This window comes from Streptomyces sp. MB09-01 (assembly GCF_033794505.1).
Classification (GTDB): domain Bacteria; phylum Actinomycetota; class Actinomycetes; order Streptomycetales; family Streptomycetaceae; genus Streptomyces.
Window position 1 is genome coordinate 15,194 of record NZ_JARAYQ010000049.1, and the last position, 23,636, is coordinate 38,829.

22 protein-coding genes and 1 tRNA gene are annotated in these 23,636 nt (G+C 72.0%); 4 read left to right on the plus strand and 19 right to left on the minus strand.

From position 1 onward, the window contains the following. The first annotated feature begins 118 nt into the window (after window positions 1-118). A complete protein-coding gene (locus PV721_RS13405; protein ID WP_319723658.1) occupies window positions 119-3,475 on the plus strand; it encodes a PAS domain-containing protein in 3,357 nt (1,118 codons plus the stop codon). Between the two features lie 13 nt (window positions 3,476-3,488). Continuing rightward, window positions 3,489-4,064, plus strand: a complete 576-nt coding sequence (locus tag PV721_RS13410; protein WP_319723660.1) for an antibiotic biosynthesis monooxygenase — start codon at window positions 3,489-3,491, stop codon at window positions 4,062-4,064. 12 nt (window positions 4,065-4,076) lie between these two features. Here the strand turns inward: PV721_RS13410 and PV721_RS13415 are convergent, their stop codons facing one another. The 13 genes from PV721_RS13415 to PV721_RS13475 form a co-directional block, all read right to left on the minus strand. Beyond that, on the minus strand, window positions 4,077-5,729 hold the full coding sequence (locus PV721_RS13415; RefSeq protein WP_319723662.1) for a long-chain fatty acid--CoA ligase: 1,653 nt from the start codon (window positions 5,727-5,729) through the stop codon (window positions 4,077-4,079). 152 nt (window positions 5,730-5,881) lie between these two features. Next, window positions 5,882-6,415: a SigE family RNA polymerase sigma factor gene (locus tag PV721_RS13420; protein ID WP_319723664.1), complete on the minus strand. Its 534-nt coding sequence runs from the start codon at window positions 6,413-6,415 to the stop codon at window positions 5,882-5,884. Between the two features lie 134 nt (window positions 6,416-6,549). Continuing rightward, window positions 6,550-7,716 (minus strand): lipid-transfer protein, encoded by a 1,167-nt coding sequence (locus PV721_RS13425; protein WP_319723666.1) that lies wholly within the window; start codon window positions 7,714-7,716, stop codon window positions 6,550-6,552. Beyond that, entirely contained in the window at window positions 7,713-8,096 is a 384-nt protein-coding gene (locus tag PV721_RS13430) for a MaoC family dehydratase (protein WP_319723668.1), read from the minus strand. Before PV721_RS13430 ends, PV721_RS13425 begins: the two co-directional genes overlap by 4 nt. Then, window positions 8,093-9,136 (minus strand): acyl-CoA dehydrogenase family protein, encoded by a 1,044-nt coding sequence (locus tag PV721_RS13435; RefSeq protein WP_319723670.1) that lies wholly within the window; start codon window positions 9,134-9,136, stop codon window positions 8,093-8,095. The genes PV721_RS13430 and PV721_RS13435 overlap by 4 nt, the downstream gene beginning before the upstream one ends. Continuing rightward, window positions 9,136-10,137, minus strand: a complete 1,002-nt coding sequence (locus tag PV721_RS13440; RefSeq protein WP_319723672.1) for a bifunctional MaoC family dehydratase N-terminal/OB-fold nucleic acid binding domain-containing protein — start codon at window positions 10,135-10,137, stop codon at window positions 9,136-9,138. The genes PV721_RS13435 and PV721_RS13440 overlap by 1 nt, the downstream gene beginning before the upstream one ends. Next, the gene (locus PV721_RS13445) at window positions 10,134-11,291 is read right to left on the minus strand and encodes an acyl-CoA dehydrogenase family protein (RefSeq protein WP_319723674.1); all 1,158 of its coding nucleotides are present in this window, start codon (window positions 11,289-11,291) and stop codon (window positions 10,134-10,136) included. The genes PV721_RS13440 and PV721_RS13445 overlap by 4 nt, the downstream gene beginning before the upstream one ends. Before the next feature lie 201 nt (window positions 11,292-11,492). Next, window positions 11,493-11,804: a hypothetical protein gene (locus PV721_RS13450; protein WP_319723675.1), complete on the minus strand. Its 312-nt coding sequence runs from the start codon at window positions 11,802-11,804 to the stop codon at window positions 11,493-11,495. Window positions 11,805-12,393: 589 nt separating this feature from the next. Further along, on the minus strand, window positions 12,394-12,834 hold the full coding sequence (locus tag PV721_RS13455) for a DUF6344 domain-containing protein (protein ID WP_319723677.1): 441 nt from the start codon (window positions 12,832-12,834) through the stop codon (window positions 12,394-12,396). A gap of 234 nt (window positions 12,835-13,068) precedes the next feature. After that, window positions 13,069-13,194 carry a hypothetical protein gene (locus tag PV721_RS13460; protein WP_319723679.1) on the minus strand — a complete coding sequence of 42 codons (126 nt, stop codon included), beginning with the start codon at window positions 13,192-13,194 and terminating at the stop codon, window positions 13,069-13,071. Continuing rightward, the gene (locus PV721_RS13465; RefSeq protein WP_319723680.1) at window positions 13,191-13,859 is read right to left on the minus strand and encodes an ABC transporter ATP-binding protein; all 669 of its coding nucleotides are present in this window, start codon (window positions 13,857-13,859) and stop codon (window positions 13,191-13,193) included. The genes PV721_RS13460 and PV721_RS13465 overlap by 4 nt, the downstream gene beginning before the upstream one ends. A gap of 28 nt (window positions 13,860-13,887) precedes the next feature. Then, a complete protein-coding gene (locus tag PV721_RS13470; RefSeq protein ID WP_319723682.1) occupies window positions 13,888-15,978 on the minus strand; it encodes a hypothetical protein in 2,091 nt (696 codons plus the stop codon). 114 nt (window positions 15,979-16,092) lie between these two features. Further along, window positions 16,093-16,380, minus strand: coding sequence for a lactococcin 972 family bacteriocin (locus tag PV721_RS13475; RefSeq protein WP_319723684.1), 288 nt, complete (start codon window positions 16,378-16,380; stop codon window positions 16,093-16,095). A 341-nt stretch (window positions 16,381-16,721) separates the two neighbouring features. Between PV721_RS13475 and PV721_RS13480 the strand changes: the two genes are divergently transcribed. Beyond that, window positions 16,722-17,021, plus strand: a complete 300-nt coding sequence (locus tag PV721_RS13480; protein ID WP_319723686.1) for a hypothetical protein — start codon at window positions 16,722-16,724, stop codon at window positions 17,019-17,021. 104 nt (window positions 17,022-17,125) lie between these two features. Here the strand turns inward: PV721_RS13480 and PV721_RS13485 are convergent. After that, window positions 17,126-17,215: transfer RNA gene (locus PV721_RS13485), tRNA-Ser, on the minus strand. A gap of 164 nt (window positions 17,216-17,379) precedes the next feature. On the opposite strand from PV721_RS13485, the gene PV721_RS13490 reads away from it, so the two are divergent. Further along, window positions 17,380-18,393, plus strand: coding sequence for a hypothetical protein (locus PV721_RS13490; RefSeq protein WP_319723688.1), 1,014 nt, complete (start codon window positions 17,380-17,382; stop codon window positions 18,391-18,393). Between the two features lie 29 nt (window positions 18,394-18,422). Here the strand turns inward: PV721_RS13490 and PV721_RS13495 are convergent, their stop codons facing one another. The 5 genes from PV721_RS13495 to PV721_RS13515 all read right to left on the minus strand — a co-directional run. Further along, window positions 18,423-19,370 carry a peptidase gene (locus PV721_RS13495; RefSeq protein ID WP_319723690.1) on the minus strand — a complete coding sequence of 316 codons (948 nt, stop codon included), beginning with the start codon at window positions 19,368-19,370 and terminating at the stop codon, window positions 18,423-18,425. Between the two features lie 275 nt (window positions 19,371-19,645). Beyond that, window positions 19,646-20,692 (minus strand): YeiH family protein, encoded by a 1,047-nt coding sequence (locus PV721_RS13500; RefSeq protein WP_319723692.1) that lies wholly within the window; start codon window positions 20,690-20,692, stop codon window positions 19,646-19,648. Then, on the minus strand, window positions 20,692-21,240 hold the full coding sequence (locus tag PV721_RS13505; protein WP_319723694.1) for a cysteine dioxygenase family protein: 549 nt from the start codon (window positions 21,238-21,240) through the stop codon (window positions 20,692-20,694). The genes PV721_RS13500 and PV721_RS13505 overlap by 1 nt, the downstream gene beginning before the upstream one ends. Before the next feature lie 79 nt (window positions 21,241-21,319). Then, a complete protein-coding gene (locus tag PV721_RS13510; protein WP_319723696.1) occupies window positions 21,320-22,225 on the minus strand; it encodes a LysR family transcriptional regulator in 906 nt (301 codons plus the stop codon). A gap of 89 nt (window positions 22,226-22,314) precedes the next feature. Continuing rightward, window positions 22,315-23,636, minus strand: a 1,322-nt coding sequence (locus PV721_RS13515) for a S1C family serine protease (protein WP_416371091.1), incomplete at its 5' end; no start/stop codon positions are given.

Here is a 23,636-nt window from a genome sequence, read left to right on the forward strand (position 1 = left end):
CTGGGAGGATGCGCAGGATGGGCGGTATCCACCACACTTCGGCCACCTCGCCGCGGGGCTGTGGCCTTAGACTCCTCCCGTGACTTGCCGGTAGTTGTGGTCAGGGAGGAAGCTCGTCGTGAGCAGCAGGCCATCCCGAGGCGCTGCTCGCCTCGCAGCAATACTCGACGCTCTTCCGGACGCGCTGTTGCTCGTCAACGCCAACGGCACGGTCGTCAACGCCAATTCGATCGCCCTCGAGGTCATGGAGAGCCCCGGCACGGGGCTCGTGGGCCGCGGCGTACTCGACCTCCTGCCCGAATTCGACTCCAAGCTGATCCCCGGCTCCATGCGCCGGCCCGGCGAGGACGAGGGCGGCCGCACCAAGCCCAAGCGGATGATCGCGCGCCGCACCGACGGCTCCGAGTTCCCCGTCGAGATCACCAGCGCCCACCTCGACGGCCGCGACGCCTACCGCGAGCCGCAACCCTCGTACACCGGTGACGAGCTGCTCATGCTCGTGGTCCGGGACCTCTCGCAGACCGTGGACACCGAGGCCGAGCTGGCCCGCTCCCAGCGGCAGACCGAGATGATCCTGCGCGCCGCCGCCGAGGGCGTCGTGGGCACCGACACCGACGGACGGGTGGTGCTGGTCAATCCGGCCGCCGCCCAGATCCTCGGATACCGCGCCACCGACCTCGGCAACCGCGAACTGCACGGCCTGGTCCAGCACTCCCGCGCCGACGGCTCGCCGTTCCCCTTCGAGGAGTCCCCGCTCGCCGACACCCTGCGCAGCGGGCGCAAGCACCGCGTACGCGGACAGGTGCTGTGGAACAAGGCCGGACAGCCCGTCTCCGTCGACCTGACGACCTCGCCCGTCCGGGACGGGGAGCAGCTCGTCGGCGCCGTCATGACCTTCACCGACCGGCGGCCCTACGACGCCCTGGCCGCGCGGCACGCTCAGCTGCTGGCCGTCCTCGGCGACTCGCTGCGCGGACCGCTGGACGAGCTGCGCGGTGAGCTGGCGACCCTGGCCGCCGACGATGCCGGACAGCTGTGGCCCGAGGCCAACCAGCTGCTGCACCACCTGGCCGCCGGGTACTCGCGGATGACCACGCTGGTGGACAACGTGCTCGGCTTCCAGCGCCTGGACTCCGGCAGTGACCGGCTCGCGAAGAAGAAGGTCCTGATCAACACCGTCGTCACGGCGGGTGTCGACGGCGCGGTCGAGCTGATCGGTCCGGGCCGCGCGCAGTTCGCCGTCCACGCACCGACGATCGAGGCCGAGGTGGACGCGGCCCGGATCGCGACCGCGCTCGCCCACCTCGTCGCGGACGTCGCCGGGGTGGACGCCACCGGCAAGACGGCCCAGGGCAGCGGGTACGGCGACTCGACGATCGTGGTGGCGGCCGCCCAGCGCGGCGATGTCGTACGGATCGAGGTGCGCGGGCCCTACGAGGGCGGGAACCCGGTCCACGAGCCGATCGTGCGGGGGATCGTGGCCGCGCACGGAGGCGTGCTGCAGACGGTGGAGGTTCCGGGCGCGCCCGGCGGGGCGTACGTGCTGGAGCTCCCGCTCGGTGCGGGTGCCGGGACGGTCACCCTGCCGGAGCCGGCGGAGGAGCCCCCGGCCGGTCCGACCACGGACGGCGCCGGGACGGGCGGCGGCGCCGCCCCCGGCAAGGTCTCCGGCGGCCGGCGGGGCCGGCGCGGAGTGGACGCCTTCCTGGACGACGAGGCCACGGGCCCGGCCGCCCCGCCCTCCGGCCAGGGCGGGAGCGCGCTGGCGCTGCCGTCCGGACGGCGGCGGGCGGGAGAGGCGGGCCTTCCCGAAACGGGCCCGGAGCTCGCCCAGTCCCCCGTGAACCCGGCCGGACTCGGTACGGGGCGCAGGCGCGGCCGTGCCGGTGACGGCAGCGGCGAGGCCGACGGCACCGGTGGTCCGGGCGGCACCGGAGGCCCCGGCGGACCCGGGCGGCCTGTGCCCCCGCAGGGCACCGCCGTACCCGCGCTCCCGCCCGTGCCCGCGGTGCCCCCGGTTCCGCTGACCGAGCATCCCGCCGGTCGACGACGGGCGCTGGGTCCGGCCGGTCCTGCGCAGCCCGGCGGCCCGGTTCCGGCGACCGGGCTCGGGCCGACGCCCGCTCCCGCCCGGCCCATCGCTCCCGAGGGCGGCTTCGCACTGCCCGCCGGGCCGACCCCGGCTCCCTCCGCTGCGCAGGCCCCCGCAATGGCCGGCCCGGCCTCCGCTCCCGCCGAAGGGGACGCCGACGTTTCCGCCGGCCGGCGCGCGCGCCGCGTGCTGGGCGCTCCCGTCGCCGAGCCCGAAGTCCCCGCCGCGCAGACCGCCGAGCCCGCCGAGAACCCGACCGGGCGGCGCCGGGCGCTTCCCGGCACCCCGGCCTGGCCGGTGCCGGCGGCCCGTACCGCTTCCGAGGACGACGAGGCCCCCGGCCCGGCCACCGTGCCCGGAGCGCGCCGGCCGCAGGACACCCCGGCGGGGGGTCAGGTCGCTCAGCCGATCAGCGTGCGCGCGCTCGGCACCCTCGGCCAGGGCATCTCCATGGACCCCACCGGCGCGGGCTCCGGCCCGGGTGCCGCCTCCGGATCCGGTCGCCGTCGCCGGCTCGCCGAGCCCGCCGCGCAGGGACGGGCCTTCGCCATAGGCGCCCCCGAGGCGGGCTCCGACGAGGGCCCGGAGCCGCTCGACGGCCCGGGCGGCGCCGTCGAGGTGGTCAACCGGCCCGTGCCCCGGCCCGTGGACGACGAGCTTCCGCCGGAGCCCCTGGACAACCCGCGCCGGCTCCTGGTGTGGCCCGCGCCCGATGTGCAGACCCAGCAGGCCCTCAGCGACCGCGGCTACCGGCCGGTGATCGTGCACTCCCGCGAGGAGGTGGACGCGCAGATCGCCGCGTTCCCCGCCGCGCTGTTCGTCGACCCGCTGACCGGTCCGATCACCCGGACCGCCCTGCAGTCGCTGCGCCAGGCCGCGGTGGCCGCCGAAGTGCCCGTGCTGGTCACGGCCGGGCTGGGGCACGCCACGCGCGAAGCGGCGTACGGCGCCGATCCGGCCGTCCTGCTCAAGGCCCTGGCGCCGCGCGACAGCGAACAGCACCCCTCCCGGGTCCTGCTGATCGAGGAGCACGACGAGATCGCGACCGCGCTGACGGCGGCCCTGGAACGGCGCGGCCTGCAGGTCGCCCGGGCGGGCGCCGACACCGACGCCGTGGAGCTGGCGACGCGGATGCGCCCCAACCTGGTGGTGATGGACCTGATGCAGGTACGCCGCCGCCGGGCGGGGATCGTGGACTGGCTGCGTGCCAACGGGCAGCTGAACCGCACCCCGCTGGTCGTCTACACGACGACGGGCATCGATCCGGCGGACCTGCCGCGGCTGGCCTCCGGCGAGAGCGTGCTCTTCCTCGCCGAGCGGGCCACCACGGCGGACGTACAGGGCCGCATCGTGGACCTGCTGGCCAAGATCGGCACCAACTAGTAATCCTGGCCCGATGGCCATCACCCACACGACCGAGCACACCGTCCCCGCCGACAACGGGGAGGTGAACCTGCTCATCGCGCGCCAGGTGGAGCCGGGGCACGAGGAGACCTTCGAGGCCTGGGCCCACGGGATCCTGGAGACGGCGGCCGGCTTCCCGGACCACCTCGGGTACGGGCTCTTCCGCCCGGCGACGGAGGGCGGGCCGTGGTTCCTGGTCCACCGGTTCCGCAACCAGGCGGCGTTCCAGCGCTGGCAGGACTCCCCGGAGCGGGCCCAGTGGTTCTCCAACTGCCTCGGCCACCACCACACGGAGATAGCCCGCCGGGAACTGCACGGCATGGAGACCTGGTTCGCCAAGCCGGGTACGACCCGGCCCGCGCCGCCGCGGTGGAAGATGGCGATCAGCTCGGGGCTGGCCATCTTCCCGATCTCGCTCGTCGGCAACGCGGTGCTCGGGCCGTACCTGGTGGATCTGCACTTCGTGCTGCGGACGGCCGCCTTCGCCGTCGTCTTCAGCACCTTGATGACCTACGTGGCCATGCCCGCCGTCAGCAGGCTGCTGCGGCCATGGCTCACCCGGGGCTAGCCGGGCCTCGCGTCAGTCGAGCGTGGTGACGTCCAGCGCGCCTTCCGCGTACCGCTGGCGGATCACCTTCTTGTCGAACTTGCCGACACTGGTCTTCGGCACGGCGTCGATGGTCGTCCAGCGCTCCGGCAGCTGCCACTTGGCGATGGACTGTGCGAGGAACTCCCGCAGGCCCGTGTAGTTCACGGTCGCGCCCTCCCTGAGGACGACGGTGGCCAGCGGACGCTCGCCCCACTTCTCGTCCGGGACAGCGACGACGGCGGCCTCGGCGACCTCGGGGTGCGCCATCAGCGCGTTCTCCAGCTCCACGCTGGAGATCCACTCACCGCCGGACTTGATGACGTCCTTGGCGCGGTCGGTGAGGGTGAGGAACCCGTCGGGGCTTATGACGCCGACGTCCCCGGTCTTGAGCCAGCCGTCGGCGCTGAACTTGTCCTCGGGCCGGAAGGGTTCGCCGGACGCGCCGCCGTAGTAGGAGCTCGCGATCCAGTTGCCGCGCACCTCCAGCTCGCCCGCCGACTCGCCGTCCCAGGGCAGGAAGTCCCCGCCGCCGGGGCCGACCAGCCGGGCCTCGACGCCTGCCGGGAAGCGGCCCTGGGTGATCCGGTAGGGCCACTCCTCCTCGGCGGTCAGTCCGGCCGGCGGGTGGGCCATCGTGCCCAGCGGGGAGGTCTCGGTCATGCCCCAGGCGTGGCAGAGGCGCACGCCGAGCTTGTCGTAGGCCTCCATCAGGGAGGGCGGACAGGCCGAACCCCCGATGGTGACGTTCTTCATCGAGGTCAGGTCGCGCGGGTTGGCGGTGACCTCGGCCAGCAGACCCTGCCAGATGGTGGGGACGGCCGCGGCGTGCGTGGGCTTCTCCCGCTCGATCATCTCGGCGAGGGGGGCCGGCTGCAGGAAGCGGTCCGGCATCAGCATGTTGACGCCGGTCATGAAGGTCGCGTGCGGCAGCCCCCACGCGTTCACGTGGAACTGCGGGACCACGACCAGGGAGGTGTCCCGGCCGGTCAGCCCCATCGACTCGGTCATGTTGACCTGCATGGAGTGCAGGTACAGCGAACGGTGGGAGAAGACGACGCCCTTGGGGTCCCCGGTGGTGCCGGAGGTGTAGCACATGGCGGCCGCCTGGCGCTCGTCCAGCTCGGGCCAGTCGAAGCTGTCGGGGCGGCCCTCCAGGAGCTCCTCGTAGTCGTGCACCCGCACGTTCAGGCCGTCGAGCGCCGAGCGGTCGCCGATGCCGGAGACGACCACGTGCTCGATGGTCGGCAGGTGCGGCAGCAGGGGCGCGAGCAGCGGCAGCAGGGTGCCGTTGACGAGCACGACCCGGTCGGCGGCGTGGTTGACGATGAAGACCAGCTGCTCGGGAGGGAGCCGCAGGTTGAGCGTGTGCAGGACCGCACCCATGCAGGGGATCGCGAAGTACGCCTCGACGTGCTCGGCGTTGTTCCACATGAGGGTGGCGACCCGGTCGTCCTGCTGCACCCCGAGCTCGTCGCGCAGGGCGCTTGCGAGGCGGGTGGCGCGGGTGCCGATCTCGGCGAAGCTGCGACGGTGCGGCTCAGCTTCCCCGGTCCAGGTGGTCACCTGGGACTTCCCGTGGATGGTCATCCCGTGGCGAAGTATGCGGGTGACGAGGAGCGGTACGTCCTGCATGGTGCTGAGCAAAGCGTCCTCCCGATGAGCGCTGCGGCGCTGCGGCGGCTACGGATGCTGCCGATTCTGCGCACATACCGCTCGGCATGTCACTACCCGGAGGTAGAAACGAGCTCGTGTTTCACGTGAAACATTCTCTGGTTCCACGTGGAACATCCCCCGTCTCAACGGACCGGCGTGAGCTCCGGGTCCTCACGGAGCTTGCCCAGCGCACGGGAGACGGCGCTCTTGACCGTGCCGACCGAGACTCCCAGCAGCTCCGCGGTCTGCACCTCGCTCAGGTCCTCGTAGTAGCGCAGGACGACCATGGCCCGCTGGCGGTCTGGCAGCCGGGTCACGGCGCGCCACATCGCGTCGCGCAGGGCCTGTGCCTCCGCGGGGTCGGACGCCGGCACCGCCTCGGTCTCCGGGAGCTCGTCGCATGCGAACTCGTCGACCTTGCGCTTACGCCACTGGGAGGTGCGGGTGTTGACGAGGGTCCGCCGGACATAGCCGTCCAGGGCGCGGTGGTCCTCGATGCGGTCCCAGGCCATGTACGTCTTCGCGAGGGCCGTCTGGAGCAGGTCCTCCGCATCGCACGGGTTGGCGGTGAGGGAGCGCGCGGTGCGCATCAGGACCGTGCCGCGGGTCCGGACGTACGCCGAGAACGACGGGTACGGCGTCGGATTCGAGGCGAGCGTGCACACAGGCGTGGTCATGTCTCCACGCTAGGAGCGCCCGACCGCCCTGGGATCGGCCGCAGGTGCCGATGGTGGATCCATCTCAGGTTGTAGGAGTAGGGCGGGCCCTACCCCCTGAAGGTGGAGGGGGTGGGGGCCCTGGGGACCGGGTCTCAGCCGGCTACTCCGAGGATCAGCCCGGAGGTCGGCACCCCGGTCCCCGCCGTGACGAGGGCGTGCGCCGCGCCGGCCACCTGGTTGACGGAGGTGCCGCGCAGCTGGCGGACGGCCTCGGCGATGCCGTTCATGCCGTGCAGGTACGCCTCCCCGAGCTGACCCCCGTGGGTGTTGATCGGCAGTGCGTCCGCGGCCACGAAATCGGCGGCCTCGCCGGGCTTGCAGAAGCCGAACTCCTCGAGCTGCATCAGCACGAAGGGGGTGAAGTGGTCGTAGAGGATGCCCACGTCGATGTCCGAGGGCCGCAGCCCGCTGGTCCGCCAGAGCTGGCGCGCGACCACGTCCATCTCGGGCAGCCCGGTGAGGTCGTCGCGGTAGAAGGAGGTCATGCCCTCCTGGCGGCGACCGGCGCCCTGCGCGGCCGCGGTGATCACGGCGGGGGCGTGCCGCAGGTCCCGGGCCCGCTCGGCCGTGGTGACGACCAGGGCCTGGCCGCCATCGGTCTCCTGGCAGCAGTCCAGCAGCCGCAGCGGCTCCACGATCCAGCGCGAGGCCGCGTGGTCGGCGAGGGTGATGGGCTTGCCGTGGAAGTAGGCGGCCGGATTGTTCGCGGCGTGCCGGCGGTCGGTGACCGCGACGTGCCCGAAGGCCTCGGGGGTGAGGTGGTAGGCGTGCAGGTAGCGCTGGGCGGCCATGGCCACCCAGGAGGCGGGGGTCAGCAACCCCCAGGGCAGCGACCAGCCGAGCGCCGCCCCCTCGGCCGAGGGCTCCCGCTGCTGGACGCCGGAGCCGAAACGGCGCCCGGAGCGCTCGTTGAAGGCGCGGTAGCAGACCACGACCTCCGCGACCCCGGTGGCGACGGCGAGGGCCGCCTGCTGCACGGTCGCACAGGCCGCGCCGCCGCCGTAGTGGATGCGCGAGAAGAAGGACAGGTCCCCGATGCCGGCCGCCTGGGCGACGGTGATCTCGGGGTTGGCGTCCATCGTGAAGGTGACCATGCCGTCGACGTCGGCGGGGGTGAGCCCGGCGTCGTCGAGGGCGGCGTGCACGGCTTCGACGGCGAGCTTGAGCTCGCTGCGGCCGGAGTCCTTGGAGAACTCGGTCGCGCCGATGCCGGCGATGGCGGCCCGGCCGCCGAGCTCGTCCCGGGTGCGGACGCTCATGCCGGCACCTCCGCGGTGACCGTCCCCGACACGTGGTGGCCGATGCCGTTGGCACCGACGACCCGGATCTCGACGGTGTTCCCGGCCACGGCGGTGACCGTCCCGGTGAGGGTCATGGTGTCGCCCGGGTAGTTGGGGGCGCCGAGGCGGATGGCCACCTTGCGCAGGACGGCCCGCGGCCCCAGGTGGTCGGTGACGTACCGGCCGACCAGGCCGTTCGTGGTCAGGATGTTCATGAAGACGTCCGGGGACCCCTTCTCCTGCGCGAGCGCCGCGTCGTGGTGCACGTCCTGGTAGTCGCGGGAGGCGATCGCGCCCGCGACGATCAGCGTGCGGGTGACCGGTATCTCCAGCGGCGGCAGCGTGTCGCCGATGTTCATGCGTGTTCTCCCTCGGCTGTCGAAGCGATCGAAGCTCCCAGTTCGGCCAGCAGCTCGCTGCCGCAGCCCAGGTACGCGTCCAGCTGGCGCCCCCACAGGAAGTGCCGGTGGACGGGATGGTCCAGGTCCGCGCCCATGCCGCCGTGCAGGTGCTGGCCCGCGTGCACGACCCGTTTGCCCGCCTCCGAGGCCCACCAGGCCGCCGTCAGTGCGTGCTCGCGGGCCGGCAGGCCCTGGTCGATGCGCCAGGCCGCCTCGTACGCGGTGACCCGGATCGCCTCGGTGTCCATGTGGGCGTCGGCCGCACGGAGCATGACGCCCTGGTTGGTGGAGAGCGGCCGGCCGAACTGTTCACGGGTGGAGGTGTGTTCCACGGCCCGGGCGAGCGAGCCCGCGCAGACGCCCGCCTGGAGTCCGGCGAAGGCGGTCCGGGCGGCGGCGAGCGTGTCCTCGTAGGCGCCGCCGCTCCCGATGCGCTCGGCCTCGGCTCCGGACAGGGTCAGGCGGCCCGCCGACCAGGGGGCCGTGGTCTCCACCGCCGCCGTCCCGACTCCGGGCGCATCCGTCCGTACGAGCCACAGCACCCGGTCCGCGTCCGGGACCAGTACGTGCGTGGCGTCGCGCAGCCAGGGCACGGCGGGGGCGGTGCCGGTCAGGCGGCCTCCGGACGAGGCGGTGATCCGGCCGCGCGCCGGGAAGGCCCCGGTGGCGACCGCCTCGCCCGCCCCGAGGGCCGGCAGCAGCCGGGCGCGCTGCTCGGGGCTGCCGTGCGCGGCCACGGGGAGGATCCCGTACGCGCAGGTGGCGGCGTAGGGGACCTGCGCGGTGGTGCGGCCCTGTTCCTCCAGCAGCAGGACCAGCCCGAGCAGGCCGATCTCCTCGACGGCGGCGGTCAGTCCGGCCGTGGTGAGGGCCTTCCACAGCTCGGCGTCACTGCCGGTGCCGGCGGCGGCGAGGCGGTCGTGGGTGGCGAGATCGGCGAAGATCCGGGCGGCGAGTCCGGCCGCGGCGGCCTGTTCCTCGGTGGGGTGGAAGTCCATCAGCCCTCGCTCCCGCGGAAGACGGGCAGTTCGAGGTCGTCGTCGACGCGCAGGAACTCCAGCTGGACGGGCAGGCCGACGCGCACCTTGTCGTACGGCACGCCGGTGATGTTGCTGATCATCCTGACCCCCTCGGCGAGTTCGACGAGTGCGACGGCGTAGGGCGGGTCGAACGCCGGGAACGGCGGGTGGTGCATGACGACGAAGCTGAACACCGTGCCGGCTCCGGAGGCCTCGACGGTGTCCCAGGCGGGGCTCGCGCAGGCATTGCAGCCGGGCAGCCACGGGAAGCGCAGGGTGGCGCAGGAGGTGCAGCGCTGGATCAGCAGCCTGTGGTCCCGCACCCCGTCCCAGAAGCCCTGGTTGTCGCGGTTGACCACCGGGCGGGGGCGCCGGGCCTCGGGCTTCTTCTCCCGCTTGGCGGCGGGGGCGTACTTGAGGATCCGGAAGCGGTGGGTGCCGGCGAGCTCCCCGTCCACCTGAACGGCCATGCGGGTGGTGACGAAGTGGCCGGTGCCCAGCTTGGTCGTCTTGCGCGGTGACACGGATTCGATGACGGCGTCGAAGGTGATCGCGTCGCCGGGGCGCAGCGGGCGGAGATATTCCTGCTCGCAGTCGGTGGCGACCACCGAGGTGAAGCCGGCGCCGTCGAGGAGCGCGAACAGCTCGTCGTAGGCGGAGGAGCGGTCGGAGTGTCCGGAGAGCCCGCCCATCGTCCAGGCCTGGAGCATGGTGGGCGGAGCGATGGCGTCCGGCCCGGTGTAGGCGGGGTTGGCATCGCCCATCGCCTCGCACCAGTGGCGGATCATCGGCTCGTTGACCGCGTCCTTGCCGCGGCCCGCGGTGGCGGCCGGCTGTCCCTCGAAGGCCGCCAGCAGCGCGTGGAACCGGGCCGCTTCCTCGACCGGGCCGGTGCCCGTGTCCGTGCCGGTGCCCGTATCGGTGCCCGTGTCCGTGCCGGTCCCGGTGCCCGTACGGGTGCCGGTGGCGTCCGCGCTCATCGCTTCCTTCCCTTCATGCCGAGCCGCATCATGGCGACGATCTCCCGCTGGACCTCGCTGACCCCGCCCCCGAAGGTGTTGATCTGCGCGGCCCGGTTCATCCGCTCCAGCTCCCCGCCCGCGAAGACGCCGGGTCCCGTCCCCCTGATCAGGGCCTCGTCGCCCACCACCTCCTGGCACATCCGGTACACCTCGACGGTGGACTCGGTGCCGAGGAACTTCACGCCGCTGGCGTCGCCCGGGGCCAGGCTGCCGCCGCCCACGTCCTGGACGAGCCGCCAGTTGAGGAGGCGTACGGCGGCCAGTCGCGCGTGAGCCTCGGCGAGCCGGGACTGCACCCAGGGGAGGTCGGCGGGCCGGTCGCCGGTGACCGGGTCCGGGGTACGGGCGTGACTGAGCGCGTAGCCGTAGAAGTCCTCGGCCTGCATGCCGATGGCGGCGAGCGCCACGCGCTCGTGGTTGAGCTGGTTGGTGATCAGGCCCCAGCCGCCGTGCTCGGGGCCGACGAGGTTGCCGGCGGGCACGCGGACGGAGTCGTAGTACGTCGCGGTGGTCGTGAGGCCGCCGACCGTCTCGATCGGGGTCCACGAGAAGCCGGGGTCGTCGGTGGGCACCAGGACGATCGATATGCCCTTGTGTTTGGGGGCTTCGGGGTCGGTGCGGCAGGCGAGCCAGATCCAGTCCGAGTTCTGGGCGTTGGAAGTGAAGATCTTCTGCCCGTCGATCAGCCAGTCGGCGCCGTCCCGGACCGCGCGGGTGCGCAGGGAGGCCAGGTCGGTGCCGGCCTCGGGTTCGGAATAGCCGATGGCGAAGACGATGTCGCCCGTGAGGATCCGAGGCAGGAAGTAGTCCTTCTGCTCCTGGGTCCCGTACTTCATCAGGGTCGGGCCGACGGTGTTGAGCGTGACCATGGAGACGGGGGCGCCGGCCCGGTAGGCCTCGTCGAAGAAGACGAACTGCTCGTCGGCGCCGCGGCCTTGGCCGCCGTACTCGACGGGCCAGCCGAGGCCGAGCAGTCCGTCGGCGCCGATGCGGCGCAGCAGTTCGCGCTGGCGGGCCGGGTCCTCCGGGGCACCGTCCGGCAGCAGATCCTGGAAGTACTCCCGCAGTTCGGAGCGGAGCCGCAACTGGCCTTCCGTCGGGGCGAGGTGCACGGCGCTGGCCTCCCGGCATCACATCATCGAGGGAACCTGACTGTCCGTCAGATTCACCCGTGGTGTCAAGGTCGGGAAGGGAGGCGAGGGCGGAGGACGCCCCCGGAGAGCGCGGGCACGCGCGAGGACGCCCGCGCTACCGGACCCCAGCCGGTCCGGTCGCACAGGCGCCCTCAGGATTCGGAGCGGCTCAGGCCGCGGCTACCACCAGGGGAAGAAGTCGACCTCTACGTTCGAGTTCGCCTGGTGGATCGCCGTGAAGGCCGAGCCGTTGACCTGCGCGGCGTTGTTCTGGTTGGAGGCACCGGAACCGGTGGCCACCTGCTGCGAGGTGGACGAGTTGCCGCTGTTGGAACCGCCCACGCCGCTGCCGATGACGCTGGCGACGCTCGCATTCGATCCGTCGTTCGCGAAGGAGCCGTTGTCGGCCGATGCCACCCCGCCCAAGAGCGCGACGGCGAGGGGGAGAGCGGCGACGGCGGCGATGACGCGGGCGGTACGGATGCTTGCCATGTCTTTATCCTCCAGAAAACCGAAGTGGGACTTGCTCCAAGGCAGTTGACCGAACGCCTCGGTCGTTCCGTGTGGTGACGACGTCGCGAGACCAGAGTTGCCCACCGAATCCCCGGCGAACCACCCCGGAGTCCCCGATTCCCCCGCAAGTATGACCAACATCGGATAAACCTCATTCGCGCCTCCGAAGTCCCAGGTCAGCACCCTGTGACCGGCCGCAGCCCGCGACGCGCAAGAGAGGAAGCGTTCCGCCAGACCGCCTGGTCGCGGACATGCCGAAAAGGGCCGCGCCGTCCGGGAACCCCACCGTCTCCCGGGCCTGCGGCCCTGCAATGCCACGCTTCACGCCCTGCACGCCCCCCGGCGCACGCCGGGGTGATCCATCCGCGCCCCGCTCCGGGGGCGCCACGCGGCGCGATCCACGGTCACGACGGACCGGGCTCCAGCGCCGTACGACTACGCCTGTGCCTAGGCCTACGACTACGCCTGAGGCCATATCTACGACTGCGGCTACATCTCATCCACGACTGCGACTGCGGGTACGCCTACGCGTGCGACTGCGACTGCGACTGCAAGTACGGGTACGGGGTCACGCGGCGAGCGCGAGCGCTCCTCGGGCGGGGACCGCGCGGGCGCCGACGCCGACTCCGACAGGGGATCCGACAGGGGATCCGACCGTGGTCGGGAGCCGATCGGCGGCTCCCGCGCCGGCGCCCATGGCGGCGGCGGTGGTTGAGCGGCGGACGGAGGGGGTCTTGCCGTGGGCCTCGGCGCGGATCCGCTGCTTGATGGTCGGCGGCAGCGAACCGCCCCGCATCATCGCCCGCCAGGTCCGCCGGGCCGCGACGGCCGGTCGGGCGACGGGGACCCCGGCCGCGGAGACCGCAACGCCGGCAGCGGGAGCGTCTCCCGCCGGGGCGGTGGCACCGGCCAGGGCCGCCTTCCCGCCGAGGCCGAGGGAGGAGAGGAAGGCCACGAGGGCGGTGAGGAGGGAGGTCCAGATCGATGAGAGGGCGCTGCGGTGAGCCATGACGGGGTGCCTCGATTCGTGATGTTCCGACGGGCGGATCTGCATACATTCGTCATGATGTGTGCGCAACCGCACTGCCCCCATCCTCCGCGCCGATCTTCCGACAAACACCACCCGGAAGGACGTATGAACGCCGCAGCAGGCCCGGGTCGGGGACCCGGGCCTGCTGCGGAAGAGCGGAGACGGAAGAGCGGAGAAGAGGAGCGGAGAAGAAGAGCGGAGAAAGGCGGGCCGTCAGAAGATCCGGAGGCCGATCCGGCCGAGGATGGTGCCGGCGTGCGTGCCGTAGACGGCCAGGACCGCGATGCCGGCCAGGAGCACCACGCCGAGGAGGGTGCGGCGGACGATGCGGGCGTTCATGCGTGCTGCCTTTCGTTCACGGGTACGGGGTGGGTGGCGTCGCCGACGGTCAGGACCGTGTCGCAGCGGTCGCGGACGGCATCGTCATGGGTGGCGATCACGACCGCGCAGCCCTCCTCGCACATCGTGCGGAGGATGTCGACGACCATGGTGGTGTTGTCGTGGTCGAGGGCGCCCGTCGGTTCGTCGGCGAGGACGAGGGCGGGCTGCTTGACGATCAGGCGGGCCAGCGCGACGCGCTGCTGCTCACCGCCGCTGAGCCGGTGGACCTGTTCCTTCTCCCGTCCGCCCAGCCCGACCCGTTCCAGGGCCTCGGCGACCGTCGGGGCGTCCTTCCTCGCCCGTCGCGGCTTCATGGCGACCTCGAGGTTGGCCGCGACGCTCGCGTTCTCGATGAGCGCGTAGTTCTGGAACAGGTAGCCGAGGACGTCACGCCGGTAGAGCCGGGTGGCGCGCGGGCCGAAGCCGGTGATGTCGCGGCCCTCGTGCCGGATCGCCCCGGAGCTCGGTGCGTCGAGGAGTCCCAGGCAGTTGAGCAGCGTCGACTTGCCGGAACCGCTCCGGCCGGTCAGGGCCAGCATCTCGCGGCGCGCCACGGTGAAGGAGAGATCGGACCAGAGGGTTCGCGGGCCAAAGGACTTGGACAGACTCTCGATCTCGATCATGAGGAAACTCCTGCAGAAAGGTGGGGGATCACGACTCGGTCGCCCCTTCCTTGACGATCCGGCGGTGGAAGACGACGAGGGCCACGAGCACCGCCGCGACCTCTACGGCGACGAGCACACCGGTGACGCCGAGGTCGAGCCCGGTGAATTCGGCGGGCGGGGTGGGGGCGGGGATGCCGAGGCTTTCGTAGCGGGCGGCGTCCTGGTTCTGCTGCCACACCTGGAAGGGCACCCATCCGGCGAGCAGCACGGCCAGCAGGCCTTCGAGCAGCAGGACGGGACGGTGGGTGGCGGTGAAGGTCCAGCCGCTGATGTGGCGGGCGAAGATCGCCTGGGCGTTCTTGCGGGAGTGGACGATGCAGACGCCGACCCCGGTGATGAGCAGCACCGCCACGGCCACCACCAGGTTGAACAGCTGGAGCCGGAAGTCCCCGACCACCTTGCGCAGCTCGAGCGCGGCGTCCTGCCCCACGGGGGTCACGGCGGTGACGTACGACTCCAGGTGCCGCTGCTGGACACCGGCCGTGACGTCGTCCGGGTTCTGGAAGACGATGCTGCGCTGGGAGGCGTAGCTCGTGTAGCCCTTGTCGCTCAGGTAGGGCGCGCCGTTGGGAAAGACGATGACGACGGGGTCCGTCACCAGGGAGTCGTCCGCGCCGGGGTTGTCCGAGGCGCGCGACTTGCCGCGCGGGTTGTAGGTGAAGACGCGCTGCCCGTTCTTGGTCGGCAGGGCCGCCACCTGCGCCGGAGCGACCTTGCTCGGGTCGCTCGGGCTCAGCCACGTCGGGGTGAGCTCCTTGAGCCGGGCGGTGTGCTGCGCGAGGTTCTCGGGGACGAGGATCCGGACCTGGCCGGGGGCGGCGGCGGTCGGTTCGATCCGCCGTCCGGCCGGGTCGAGGAGGGGCTGCTTCGCGAGGAAGGACTCGTTGACGACCAGCAGGTCGCCCTTGGTCAGGCCCGGTATGCCGGCCGACAGCCGCAGGTCCCGGTGCCCGGCGACGATGATCTGGCCGTCCCGGTCGGCCTGGCGGAGCCAGGGGCCGACGTTCTCGTCCAGGCTGCGCAGTGCGGTGTCGCTCGCCAGGCTGCCGTTGAACCGGATCGAGGTGGCGTCGCCGATCTTCGCGTACGCCTCCCGGCTCTCCTGCCGGGCCAGGACGTCCTGGGCGCCGAGCACGACGGCCGTGGCGATGCTGAGGGCGAGGAGCAGCGCGGGTATCCGTACGACGTAGGCGCTGATCGACGCGGCGCGCGCGGGCAGTTCGCCCTTGAGCGCGCGCAGGACGTCGGTCTGGAACGTCAGCCAGAGCATGGCCGAGTGGGTGAAGAGGGCGATCAGGCTGAGCGCGAAGGTGACGCCCAGGGCGATCGCGGCGAACTGGCCGATCCACGCCAGCCCGTTGTAGAGACCGAGCAGCAGCAGGGTCAGGGCGCAGACCCCCGCGCAGGCGACGGACCAGAACGCCGCCAGCTGCCGCATGTCCCGCAGGAGGATCCGGCCGAACGATCTGCCCTGGAGCCGCTGCACTCCGTAGGCCTTGGCGTTGAGCAGGACGCTCGCGCCGGTCATCGTGACGACGGCGAGCGCGACCACGAAGAACGAGCGGTACAGCGCGCTGTCGGCGTAGACGGTGGTCAGCTGCGCCAGGGAGAAGGGCTGGTTGACGGAGGCGACCAGCCCGAGGTCGTCGAGGGTCCGGGTCAGCGACGTGGCGGCGGCGTCCGGGCCGAAGACGTAGTAGAAGCCGCGCGGGTCGCGCTGGCCCAGCTCGGAGACGGGGTGCACCTCGGTCCGGTATCCGCGGCTGAACGCGGGATAGCCCTCGCGCAGCCAGTCGGAGTGGGGGCCACCGGGTGCGAGGTAGAGGTGACGGCGGTGGGACGGGTCCTTGAGGTCGGGGACCTCGCGTGCGACCGTCGCGCGGTTCTTCGCGGCGAAATCGGCCACCGCGGCGGCTACTTGCGAGCCGCTGGCCGCGCCGTCGGCGTCCGTCACCCAGACGACGGCGGAGTGCCCGAGGGCCCAGTCCTCGTCGAGGCTCCGGAGGAACAGGAAAGAGAGGGTCGCGGAGAACGCCAGTACGACGGCGTGGGCGAACTTGATACCTCGATGCAGCATCTATTGCCTAGCTAGGGGCACTTCTGGAGCGCAGCGCGTGGGGGGAGCGAGCCGCCCGGCCTGGAGGGCCGGACGGCTCGGCACTGAAAGGCCGGGGCGTGGACCCGGCTCAGATCAGCAGGAGGTGTTGTAGTACGACTTGTTGCCGCTCAGCTTCACCTTGGCCTGGGTGATGGACCAGGAGCCCTTGGCGGCCTCGTCGCTGTCGATGTAGGCACCGACGGAGGTCGAACCGTGGCACTTCGAGCCGTGGTAGTAGTCCGACCACACCGTGGCCGTACCGGCGCCGTAGCTCCACTCGCCGCCGCCGACGTAGGCGGTGGTCGCCAGGGCCGGAGCGGCACCGGCGATGATGAGTGCGCCGGTGGCGACTGCGACCTTCATGCTGCGCTTGATCTGCACTGCTGACTTCCTTCGTTCACGTGCTGATGATCATCTGCAAATGATCTTTGCGGAGGGTGCCAAAAGCATCGGGGCCATGTCAACCGGCCATATGACTCAAAGCCGTTGGTACGCCCGGTCCTCCGCGGTTGCGTGGCGATCGTCACATTCGACGAGGTCAGGAGGGCTGTCCACGTGAGCAGAAGCCAGTGGGCGGGACGCGTGCCGGGCAGCGGCCGCAGACGCTCGATTCGCAGAGGGGAACCACGGGCGACGGCAGCGGGGGACGGCCCGCACGACGAAGACCGGCCCCCGACCAGATCTCCCGGTCGGGGGCCGGTCGTGAGCGGCGGGTGTGGGAGGTGAACCCCCGCCTCACTGTTGGGTGCGTCCCCCGGCGCCCGCCTCGTCAGCTGCCACGGTCCCGATCCGCCTGGGCTCGGGCACGGCGCGCTTCGACGGGGCGGGAAGGAGCCGACCTGGACATCCTGGGCGCGACAGAAGCGCAGGCCGACCGCGAGATCCTGTGGATCTGGGCCGCTCGCGCCGTCTACCGCGCCGTCGCCCACAACGGCCACCGCCTGCCCGGCGGCGCCGCCACCTGCTCCCTGCCCGCCCAGCAGCGCCCGGCCGCCCACTCACCCGACGGCACGCAGGGCTGACCCCGGCCCTCGGCCGGCCGCTCGCTGCTGATTCGTCCAGGATGAACAGAGAGGGCGGGCACCCGGTTCGGGTACCCGCCCTCTGACCTGCTACTTCTCTGACCTGGCGGTGGGTGTGGGATTTGAACCCACGGTGACATCGCTGCCACGACGGTTTTCAAGACCGTTCCCTTAGGCCGCTCGGGCAACCCACCCTCGCCCCGGCCGACCAGCAGCGGAGCGGGGTACAGAGTACCGGCTGGCGCCGCTGCTCGGGGCTCCGCCGAATCGCCGTTGCGATTTCCGCCGGTGGGTGTGCATACTCCGCTGCTCTCAACGCTCGAACGACCGCACGACTTTCAAGGCATCAGGGACATCCATGGCCGCAATCATCCTCATAGCTTCTCTCGTGGCCGCGTTCTGGCTGCGGTACGGGCTGCTCCCCCTCCGGCCCCAGAACGGCCGGCTCCCCGGGCCCGACCCGCAGCTCCAGCCCGTCCTCGAGTCCGTCCGTACGGGGGAGTGGGAGCCGGCGGCCCTCCTCGTGGGCTCGGCCGGGAGCGACTGGAACCTGCGTGCGCACTACGTGCAGCACCTCGCGCACACGGCCGTCCACGACGACGGCGCCTGGCTCGAAAAGTGGCACGCCGCCCGCCCCGAGGACCCGGACGCCCTGCTGGTCAGCGCGTGCGCGCGCGTCGAGTACGCCTGGAAGCTGCGCGGAGCGGCCTACGCCAGCGCGACCTCCGCCGAGCAGGCCCAGGGCTTCCATCGTGAGCTGGCGGGGGCCCGGCAGGATCTCGCGCACGTCGCCGCGCTGAACCCGGATGACCCCACCCCGCTCGTCAAGGAGATCTGGGTCGCCCTTGGCCTCGGGTACTCCGTGGAGCAGATGCGATCGCTGTGGACCGAGGTCACCAAGCGGGCGCCCGACCACTACCAGGCCCATTCCGCCGCCCTGCAGTACAAGTGCCGCAAGTGGCGCGGATCCGCGCAGGAGGCCGAGCAGTTCGCGGCCGAGGCCGCGCGACGGGCGCCGAGGGGCAGCCTGCTGACCGTGCTGCCACTGGTCTCCTGGTACGAGCACCACGTCCTCAGTGCCGAGGGGCGCGTGCCCGCCGACTTCTTCCGGACCCCGGTGCTCACCGCGCTCGTCGACGCGGCTCTCGACGACGTGGCCGCAGCCGAAGGCCACCCGAACCTGCCCTCGGCGCGGCACACGCTCGCGTACTTCCTGCTCCGCCAGGGCCGCTACCGGGCAGCCGTCGAGCAGTTCCGCCACGTCGACGGCTACGCGGAGGCGTTCCCCTGGCGGTACCGGCCGTGGAAGAAGCTGTCCTACCGCGCCCACCGCACGCGGGCCATGTGGGGAGCCCTGCTCACCCGCCGGTGAGCGAGGCCTGCCGGGCTCCCCACACCGGGTCAGGAGACCTGGGCCTTGTCGTAGGCCGCCTTCGCCTCGTTGCCGAAGTAGGGGCCGTACATCCGGTTCGGCAGGAAGGTGTAGCCGAAGCTGTTCACCGAGACCTGGGTGCCCAGGCCCGTGGCCTCGTTGAAGTCCTGGAACCAGGGGCCGCCGCTGGAGCCGCCGGTCATGTTGCAGGCCAGGCTGTGGTCGCGGGTCAGCAGGAAGTCCTTGCCGCTGTTGCCGCTGCAGTAGACCAGTTTCGAGCCGTCGTACGGGGCCGCGGCCGGGAAGCCGAAGGAGTACATCTTCTTGTTGTAGCCGCCGTTGAAGAGGATGCCCTGGGCGCCGACGGCCTGGCTGAGGGTCTGGCCGTTCAGCGGGGCGACGACGGCCAGGCCGAAGTCCATGTTCATGTCCTCGCTCGCCGCCCACTGGTCGGTGGCGAAGGTCTTGGTGGCCGACCACTGGCCGTACGGCGCGGACCCGTTGTTGTAGGCGGGAACGAAGACCCAGTTCGTGTGCCAGGCGCCCTGGTACTTCACGCAGTGGCCGGCCGTGATGACCGTGCTGCCGTTGGCGCTGGTCACCGAGTCGCCCGAGCAGGAGGCGGTCCGGCCACCCATCGTGAAGAAGACCCGGCCCGAGGTCTTCACGACCGCCCCGCCGCCCGTCCACGCGCCGCCCGCCTGCGGGAAGGCCGTGGGGGACGCGGCAGCCGTCGGGGCGATCCTGGTGGGCGCCGCAGAGGTGGCGACCGGGGTACGGGAGGTGCCGGGGACCGCCGTCACGTCGAGCGGGGTGGCGCTACGCATCCGCTCGGCGGTCCAGAAGCCGGAGGTGTGCTGCTGCCGGAAGGACGCGGGGGCGTCCGCCGCGACCGAGGGGCCGGCTGCCGTCAGGACGCCCGCGACCAGGGCGCCCGCCGAGAGCAGGACGGATAAGGCCGTGCGATGACGATTCACGCATGACTCCTTCTGCCGTGCCCGGTCCGGGTGAAGCCGGGCAGGGTGGGGGTGAAGAACGGTCGGTGCGGATCGGCTGTGCGTGGTGCATGTGCGTGGGCTGCGCGCGTGGGGCCATGTGGGTGGGCCGTGTGCGTCGTGCGTGTGCGTGGTGGCTTGTGCCGGGTGCGGCCTTGCCGGGGCAGAGTGGCACGGCCGCGCGTCAATGTCAGCGGGCAGTCAGAACGTTCGGTCGGTTCCGGCCAGGAATTGGCCAACTCCCCGCTGTTGCGCCGTCATACGGTGAGCACCACGCCCGCGTACGAAACGCCGGCCACCACCACCCACGCCCCGAGCCCCAGCGCCGCCGCCCGCCCCCCGGTCCGGGCCAGCGTCGGCAGGTGCACCGCGCTCCCCAAGCCGAACAGGGCCGCCGCCAGCAGTGCCTCCTGCGCGGTGTGCGCCCACTCCAGCGCTACGTCGGGCAGTGCGCCGGTGGCGCGCAGCGCGGCCGCGGCCAGGAAGCCGGCCACGAACAGCGGAACCGGGGCCGGCCGGCGCCCCGAGGCCGTGCGCACTCCCCGCCGCCGGGCCCGGAGGGAGAAGGCCACGGCCGCCACCAGCGGGGCGAGCAGCGCCACCCGCATGAGCTTGACCAGCACCGCCTCGCCCAGGGCGTCCGGGCCTGCGGTCTGCGCGGTCGCCACCACCTGGCCGACGTCGTGGACGCCGGCGCCGACCCACCGCCCGAAGGCCGGGTCCGAGAGTCCCAACGGGCCTTGGAGGAGCGGGAGTACCGCGATGGCGAGGGTTCCGCAGAGGGTGACCAGTGCCACGGAGGCGGCCACGTCCTCCTCGTCGCTGCCCGACACCTCGCTCACCGCGCCGATCGCCGAGGCCCCGCAGATCGAGTAGCCGGTGGCGATCAGCAACGGCTGGTCGCCGGGGAGGCCGAGGCGCCGTCCGAGCCAGACGGTTCCCAGGAAGGTGGCCGCGACCACCCCCACCACCATCGCCACCGTGGCCCAGCCGAGCCGGAGCACCTGGTCCAGCCCCAGGCCGAGGCCCAGGAGCACGATGCCGATCCGCATGAGCCGCCGGCCGGCCAGGGAGAGGCCCGGGCGCGCGGTTCCCCGTACGAAGGTCCGCAGACCGGGGAGATGCGCCATCGCGATGCCCAGCACCACCGAGGCCGTCAGCATGGGTACGGCGGGCACGAGACGGTGGATGCACCAGGCGGTCAGCGCCCCTCCTGCGGCCGTCGCCAACCCGGGCCAGGGAGTGGATGTTTCACGTGAAACAGGCCGGACCGCCACGCCGTGCGGGCGGTGGAGGAGGGCCATCAGTCGACGGGGAGCGTATAGACGCGGCGGATGCTGGTGCCCAGCCGGGACACGTCGGCCCCGTACACGTGCACGGATATCGCCTTGGTGCCACAGGAGTTGCGCACCTTGTGGATGTCGCCGGGCGGGGCGAATCCGCAGACCTCACCCTGGGCATTGACCACGTCCTCGGTGGCCACCAGGCGGGCCGGGCCGACGCCCGGCGCGAGGCGGAAGCGGCGTTCGCTCTCCTCGCCCTGGTGCACCCCGGCCACGCACCACGACACGTGGTCGTGGATGCAGGTCTCCTGTCCGGGCAGCCACACCAGGGCCACCACCGAGAAGCTGCCGTCCGACTCGGCGTGCAGGACGTGCTGGCGGTACCGCTCCGGATCGCCCTCCTGCTGCGCCGGCGTCAGGAGGTCGGGCGCGCCCAGGTGCGGGGCGAGCCGCTCACCCACCAGATACGCGGTGAGGTCGGGGGCCAGCCCCCGCTCCACGACGGTGCGGATCTCACTGACGAGGGCGGCCATCCTCGTGGTGGTGCGGGCCGGCGTGGTGGTGGTCATATCGGCAGCGTGCTGCCGTCGTTCCATCACGTCCAACGACAGTTATGACCTGAAATCCCAAGCACCACTTATGGATTGATCAGCAGCCGACCCGGTTCGCAGCCGCCTGCTTCAGTGCGTCGAGGACCACGGCCGTCGCCGGAATCCGCAGATGGTCCCGGTAGACGTAGGCGGCGATGTGCCGGCGCGCGGCGGGCTGGAGCGCCCGCCCGCAGACCCGGTTCAGCGAGAGGGAGGGCAGCACCAGGGCAGGCATCATCGCCACCCCCAGCCCTTGTGCGACCAGGCTCTGCACCACCAGGTTGTCGTCGGTGGCGAAGCGGATGTCGGGCACGAAGCCCAGCTCGGCGCACTCGTGCAGCAGGTTCGCCCGGCAGCGCGGACAGCCGGCGATCCACCGTTCCTCGGCGAGGTCGGCCAGGTGCACGGCGCGGCGCCGGGCCAGCGGATGCCCGGTCGGGAGCAGTACCGTCAGCTGGTCCTCCAGCAGCCTGACCTCGGCCACTTCCTCCGGGATCTCCTCGTGCAGGCCGGGATAGGTGAAGGCCAGGGTGATGTCGCACTCGCCTCGCTCCAGCCGGCGCAGCGATTCCGGCGGTTCGCCCTCCAGCAGCTCCACCTGTACGCCCGGATGGTCTTTGGCCAGGCCGCTCAGGGCCTCCGGTACGAGGGTGACGTTGGCGCTGGGGAAGCCGCACAGCCTGACCCGGCCCGTGCGCAGGCGGGCGTACGCCCTCAGCTGCGCCTCGGCGGCGGAGAGGTTGCCGAGGATGGTCTCGGCGTGCCGGGAGAGCGACTCCCCGGCCTCGGTGAGCTGCATCTTCCGGCCCACGCGGGTGAACAGTGGGGTGCCGACGGCGCGTTCGAGCGCCTTCATCTGCTGGGTGATGGCGGGCTGGGTGTAGCCCAGCACACGGGCGGCCGCCGAGTACGACCCGGAGGCGACCACCGCGTGAAAGGTCCGTATGTGCCGGGAATCGAACACCAATGAAGCATAAGCGGACGTTGGAGGGGCCGTAGGCAGAATCCCGCCTACGGCCCCTCCTCATCGGGCCACCGCCGTGGCCGGTACCGCTACTTGTCGCCGACCCGCGAGCCGAGCGTGATGTCGACCGTGGTCGGCTTGCCGCTGCGCAGGTAGGTCAGCTTCACGGTGTCGCCGGGCTTGTACGTCCAGATCATGCTGATCAGGGTCGGTCCGCTGTCGACCGGCTTGCCGCCGAACTCGGTGATGAGGTCGCCGGGCTTCAGGCCGGCCTTGCCGGCGGGGCCGTTCGGGTCGACCAGCTCGTTGGCCGCCGCACCCTGCTCCGAGATCTTCGCGCCCTCCGCCTTGGCCTGGAGGTCCACGGAGACCGAGATCACCGGGTAGACGGGCTTGCCCGTCTTGATCAGCGATTCGGCGACGTTCTTCGCCTGGTTGATCGGGATGGCGAAGCCGAGGCCGATGGAGCCGGCCTGGCCGCCGCCGAAGCCGCCGTTGCCGGCCGACTGGATCGCGGAGTTGATGCCGATGACGGCGCCGCGGCCGTCGAGGAGAGGGCCACCGGAGTTGCCCGGGTTGATCGAGGCGTCCGTCTGCAGCGCGCTCATGTACGAGTTCTTGCTGCCGCTGCCGTCCCCGGAGGCGACCGGGCGGTTCTTGGCGCTGACGATGCCGGTGGTGACCGTGTTGGACAGGCCGAAGGGGGCGCCGATCGCGATGGTCGAGTCGCCGACCGCGACCTTGTCGGAGTCGCCGAGCGGCAGCGGCTTGAGGCCGGCCGGCGGGTTCTTCAGCTTCAGGACGGCGACGTCGTAGCCCTGGGCTCGGCCCACCACCTCGGCGTCGTACTTCTTGCCGTCGGAGAAGATCGCGAAGAGCTTTCCACCGTTCGCGGCGGAGGCCACCACGTGGTTGTTGGTGAGGATGTGGCCCTGCTGGTCGTAGACGAACCCGGTGCCGGTGCCGCCCTCGCCGTCGCCCGCAGAGGCCTCGATGGTGACCACGCTGGGCAGTGCGCCCGCGGCCAGGCCGGCGATGGAGCCGGCTTCGCGCTTGAGGTCCTTAGGAGTGTTGGCCGCGCTGATCGTGGTCGAGCCGGTGCCGTTGTTGCTGCGCTCGGCGGCCCAGTAGCCGACGCCGCCGCCGATGCCGCCCGCGAGGAGGGCCGCCACGAGCACGCCCGCGATCAGGCCGCCCTTGCCCTTCGGCTTGGGCGCGGGGGCGCCGTCGGTGGTCAGCGGAGCACCCCAGGCGCCGCCGCCGTGGCCGCCCGCCCCGTACGCCGGGACGGCGGGCGGCGGGGGCGGCCAGCCCTCGGCTCCGTGCGCGGCAGGCGCGGGAGCGTGACCGTAGGCCGGTGCCGCCGGTGTGGGCGGGATCTGCTGGGTGGGCTCGGTCCCGGGCATGGGCG

Coding starts and splice junctions, on each gene's coding strand:
- PV721_RS13410 (WP_319723660.1), top strand. CDS start 3,489: ATGGCCATCACCCACACGACCGAGCACACCGTCCCCGCCGACAACGGG.
- PV721_RS13420 (WP_319723664.1), bottom strand. CDS start 6,415: ATGACCACGCCTGTGTGCACGCTCGCCTCGAATCCGACGCCGTACCCG.
- PV721_RS13425 (WP_319723666.1), bottom strand. CDS start 7,716: ATGAGCGTCCGCACCCGGGACGAGCTCGGCGGCCGGGCCGCCATCGCC.
- PV721_RS13430 (WP_319723668.1), bottom strand. CDS start 8,096: ATGAACATCGGCGACACGCTGCCGCCGCTGGAGATACCGGTCACCCGC.
- PV721_RS13435 (WP_319723670.1), bottom strand. CDS start 9,136: ATGGACTTCCACCCCACCGAGGAACAGGCCGCCGCGGCCGGACTCGCC.
- PV721_RS13440 (WP_319723672.1), bottom strand. CDS start 10,137: ATGAGCGCGGACGCCACCGGCACCCGTACGGGCACCGGGACCGGCACG.
- PV721_RS13450 (WP_319723675.1), bottom strand. CDS start 11,804: ATGGCAAGCATCCGTACCGCCCGCGTCATCGCCGCCGTCGCCGCTCTC.
- PV721_RS13455 (WP_319723677.1), bottom strand. CDS start 12,834: ATGGCTCACCGCAGCGCCCTCTCATCGATCTGGACCTCCCTCCTCACC.
- PV721_RS13460 (WP_319723679.1), bottom strand. CDS start 13,194: ATGAACGCCCGCATCGTCCGCCGCACCCTCCTCGGCGTGGTGCTCCTG.
- PV721_RS13465 (WP_319723680.1), bottom strand. CDS start 13,859: ATGATCGAGATCGAGAGTCTGTCCAAGTCCTTTGGCCCGCGAACCCTC.
- PV721_RS13470 (WP_319723682.1), bottom strand. CDS start 15,978: ATGCTGCATCGAGGTATCAAGTTCGCCCACGCCGTCGTACTGGCGTTC.
- PV721_RS13490 (WP_319723688.1), top strand. CDS start 17,380: ATGGCCGCAATCATCCTCATAGCTTCTCTCGTGGCCGCGTTCTGGCTG.
- PV721_RS13500 (WP_319723692.1), bottom strand. CDS start 20,692: ATGGCCCTCCTCCACCGCCCGCACGGCGTGGCGGTCCGGCCTGTTTCA.
- PV721_RS13505 (WP_319723694.1), bottom strand. CDS start 21,240: ATGACCACCACCACGCCGGCCCGCACCACCACGAGGATGGCCGCCCTC.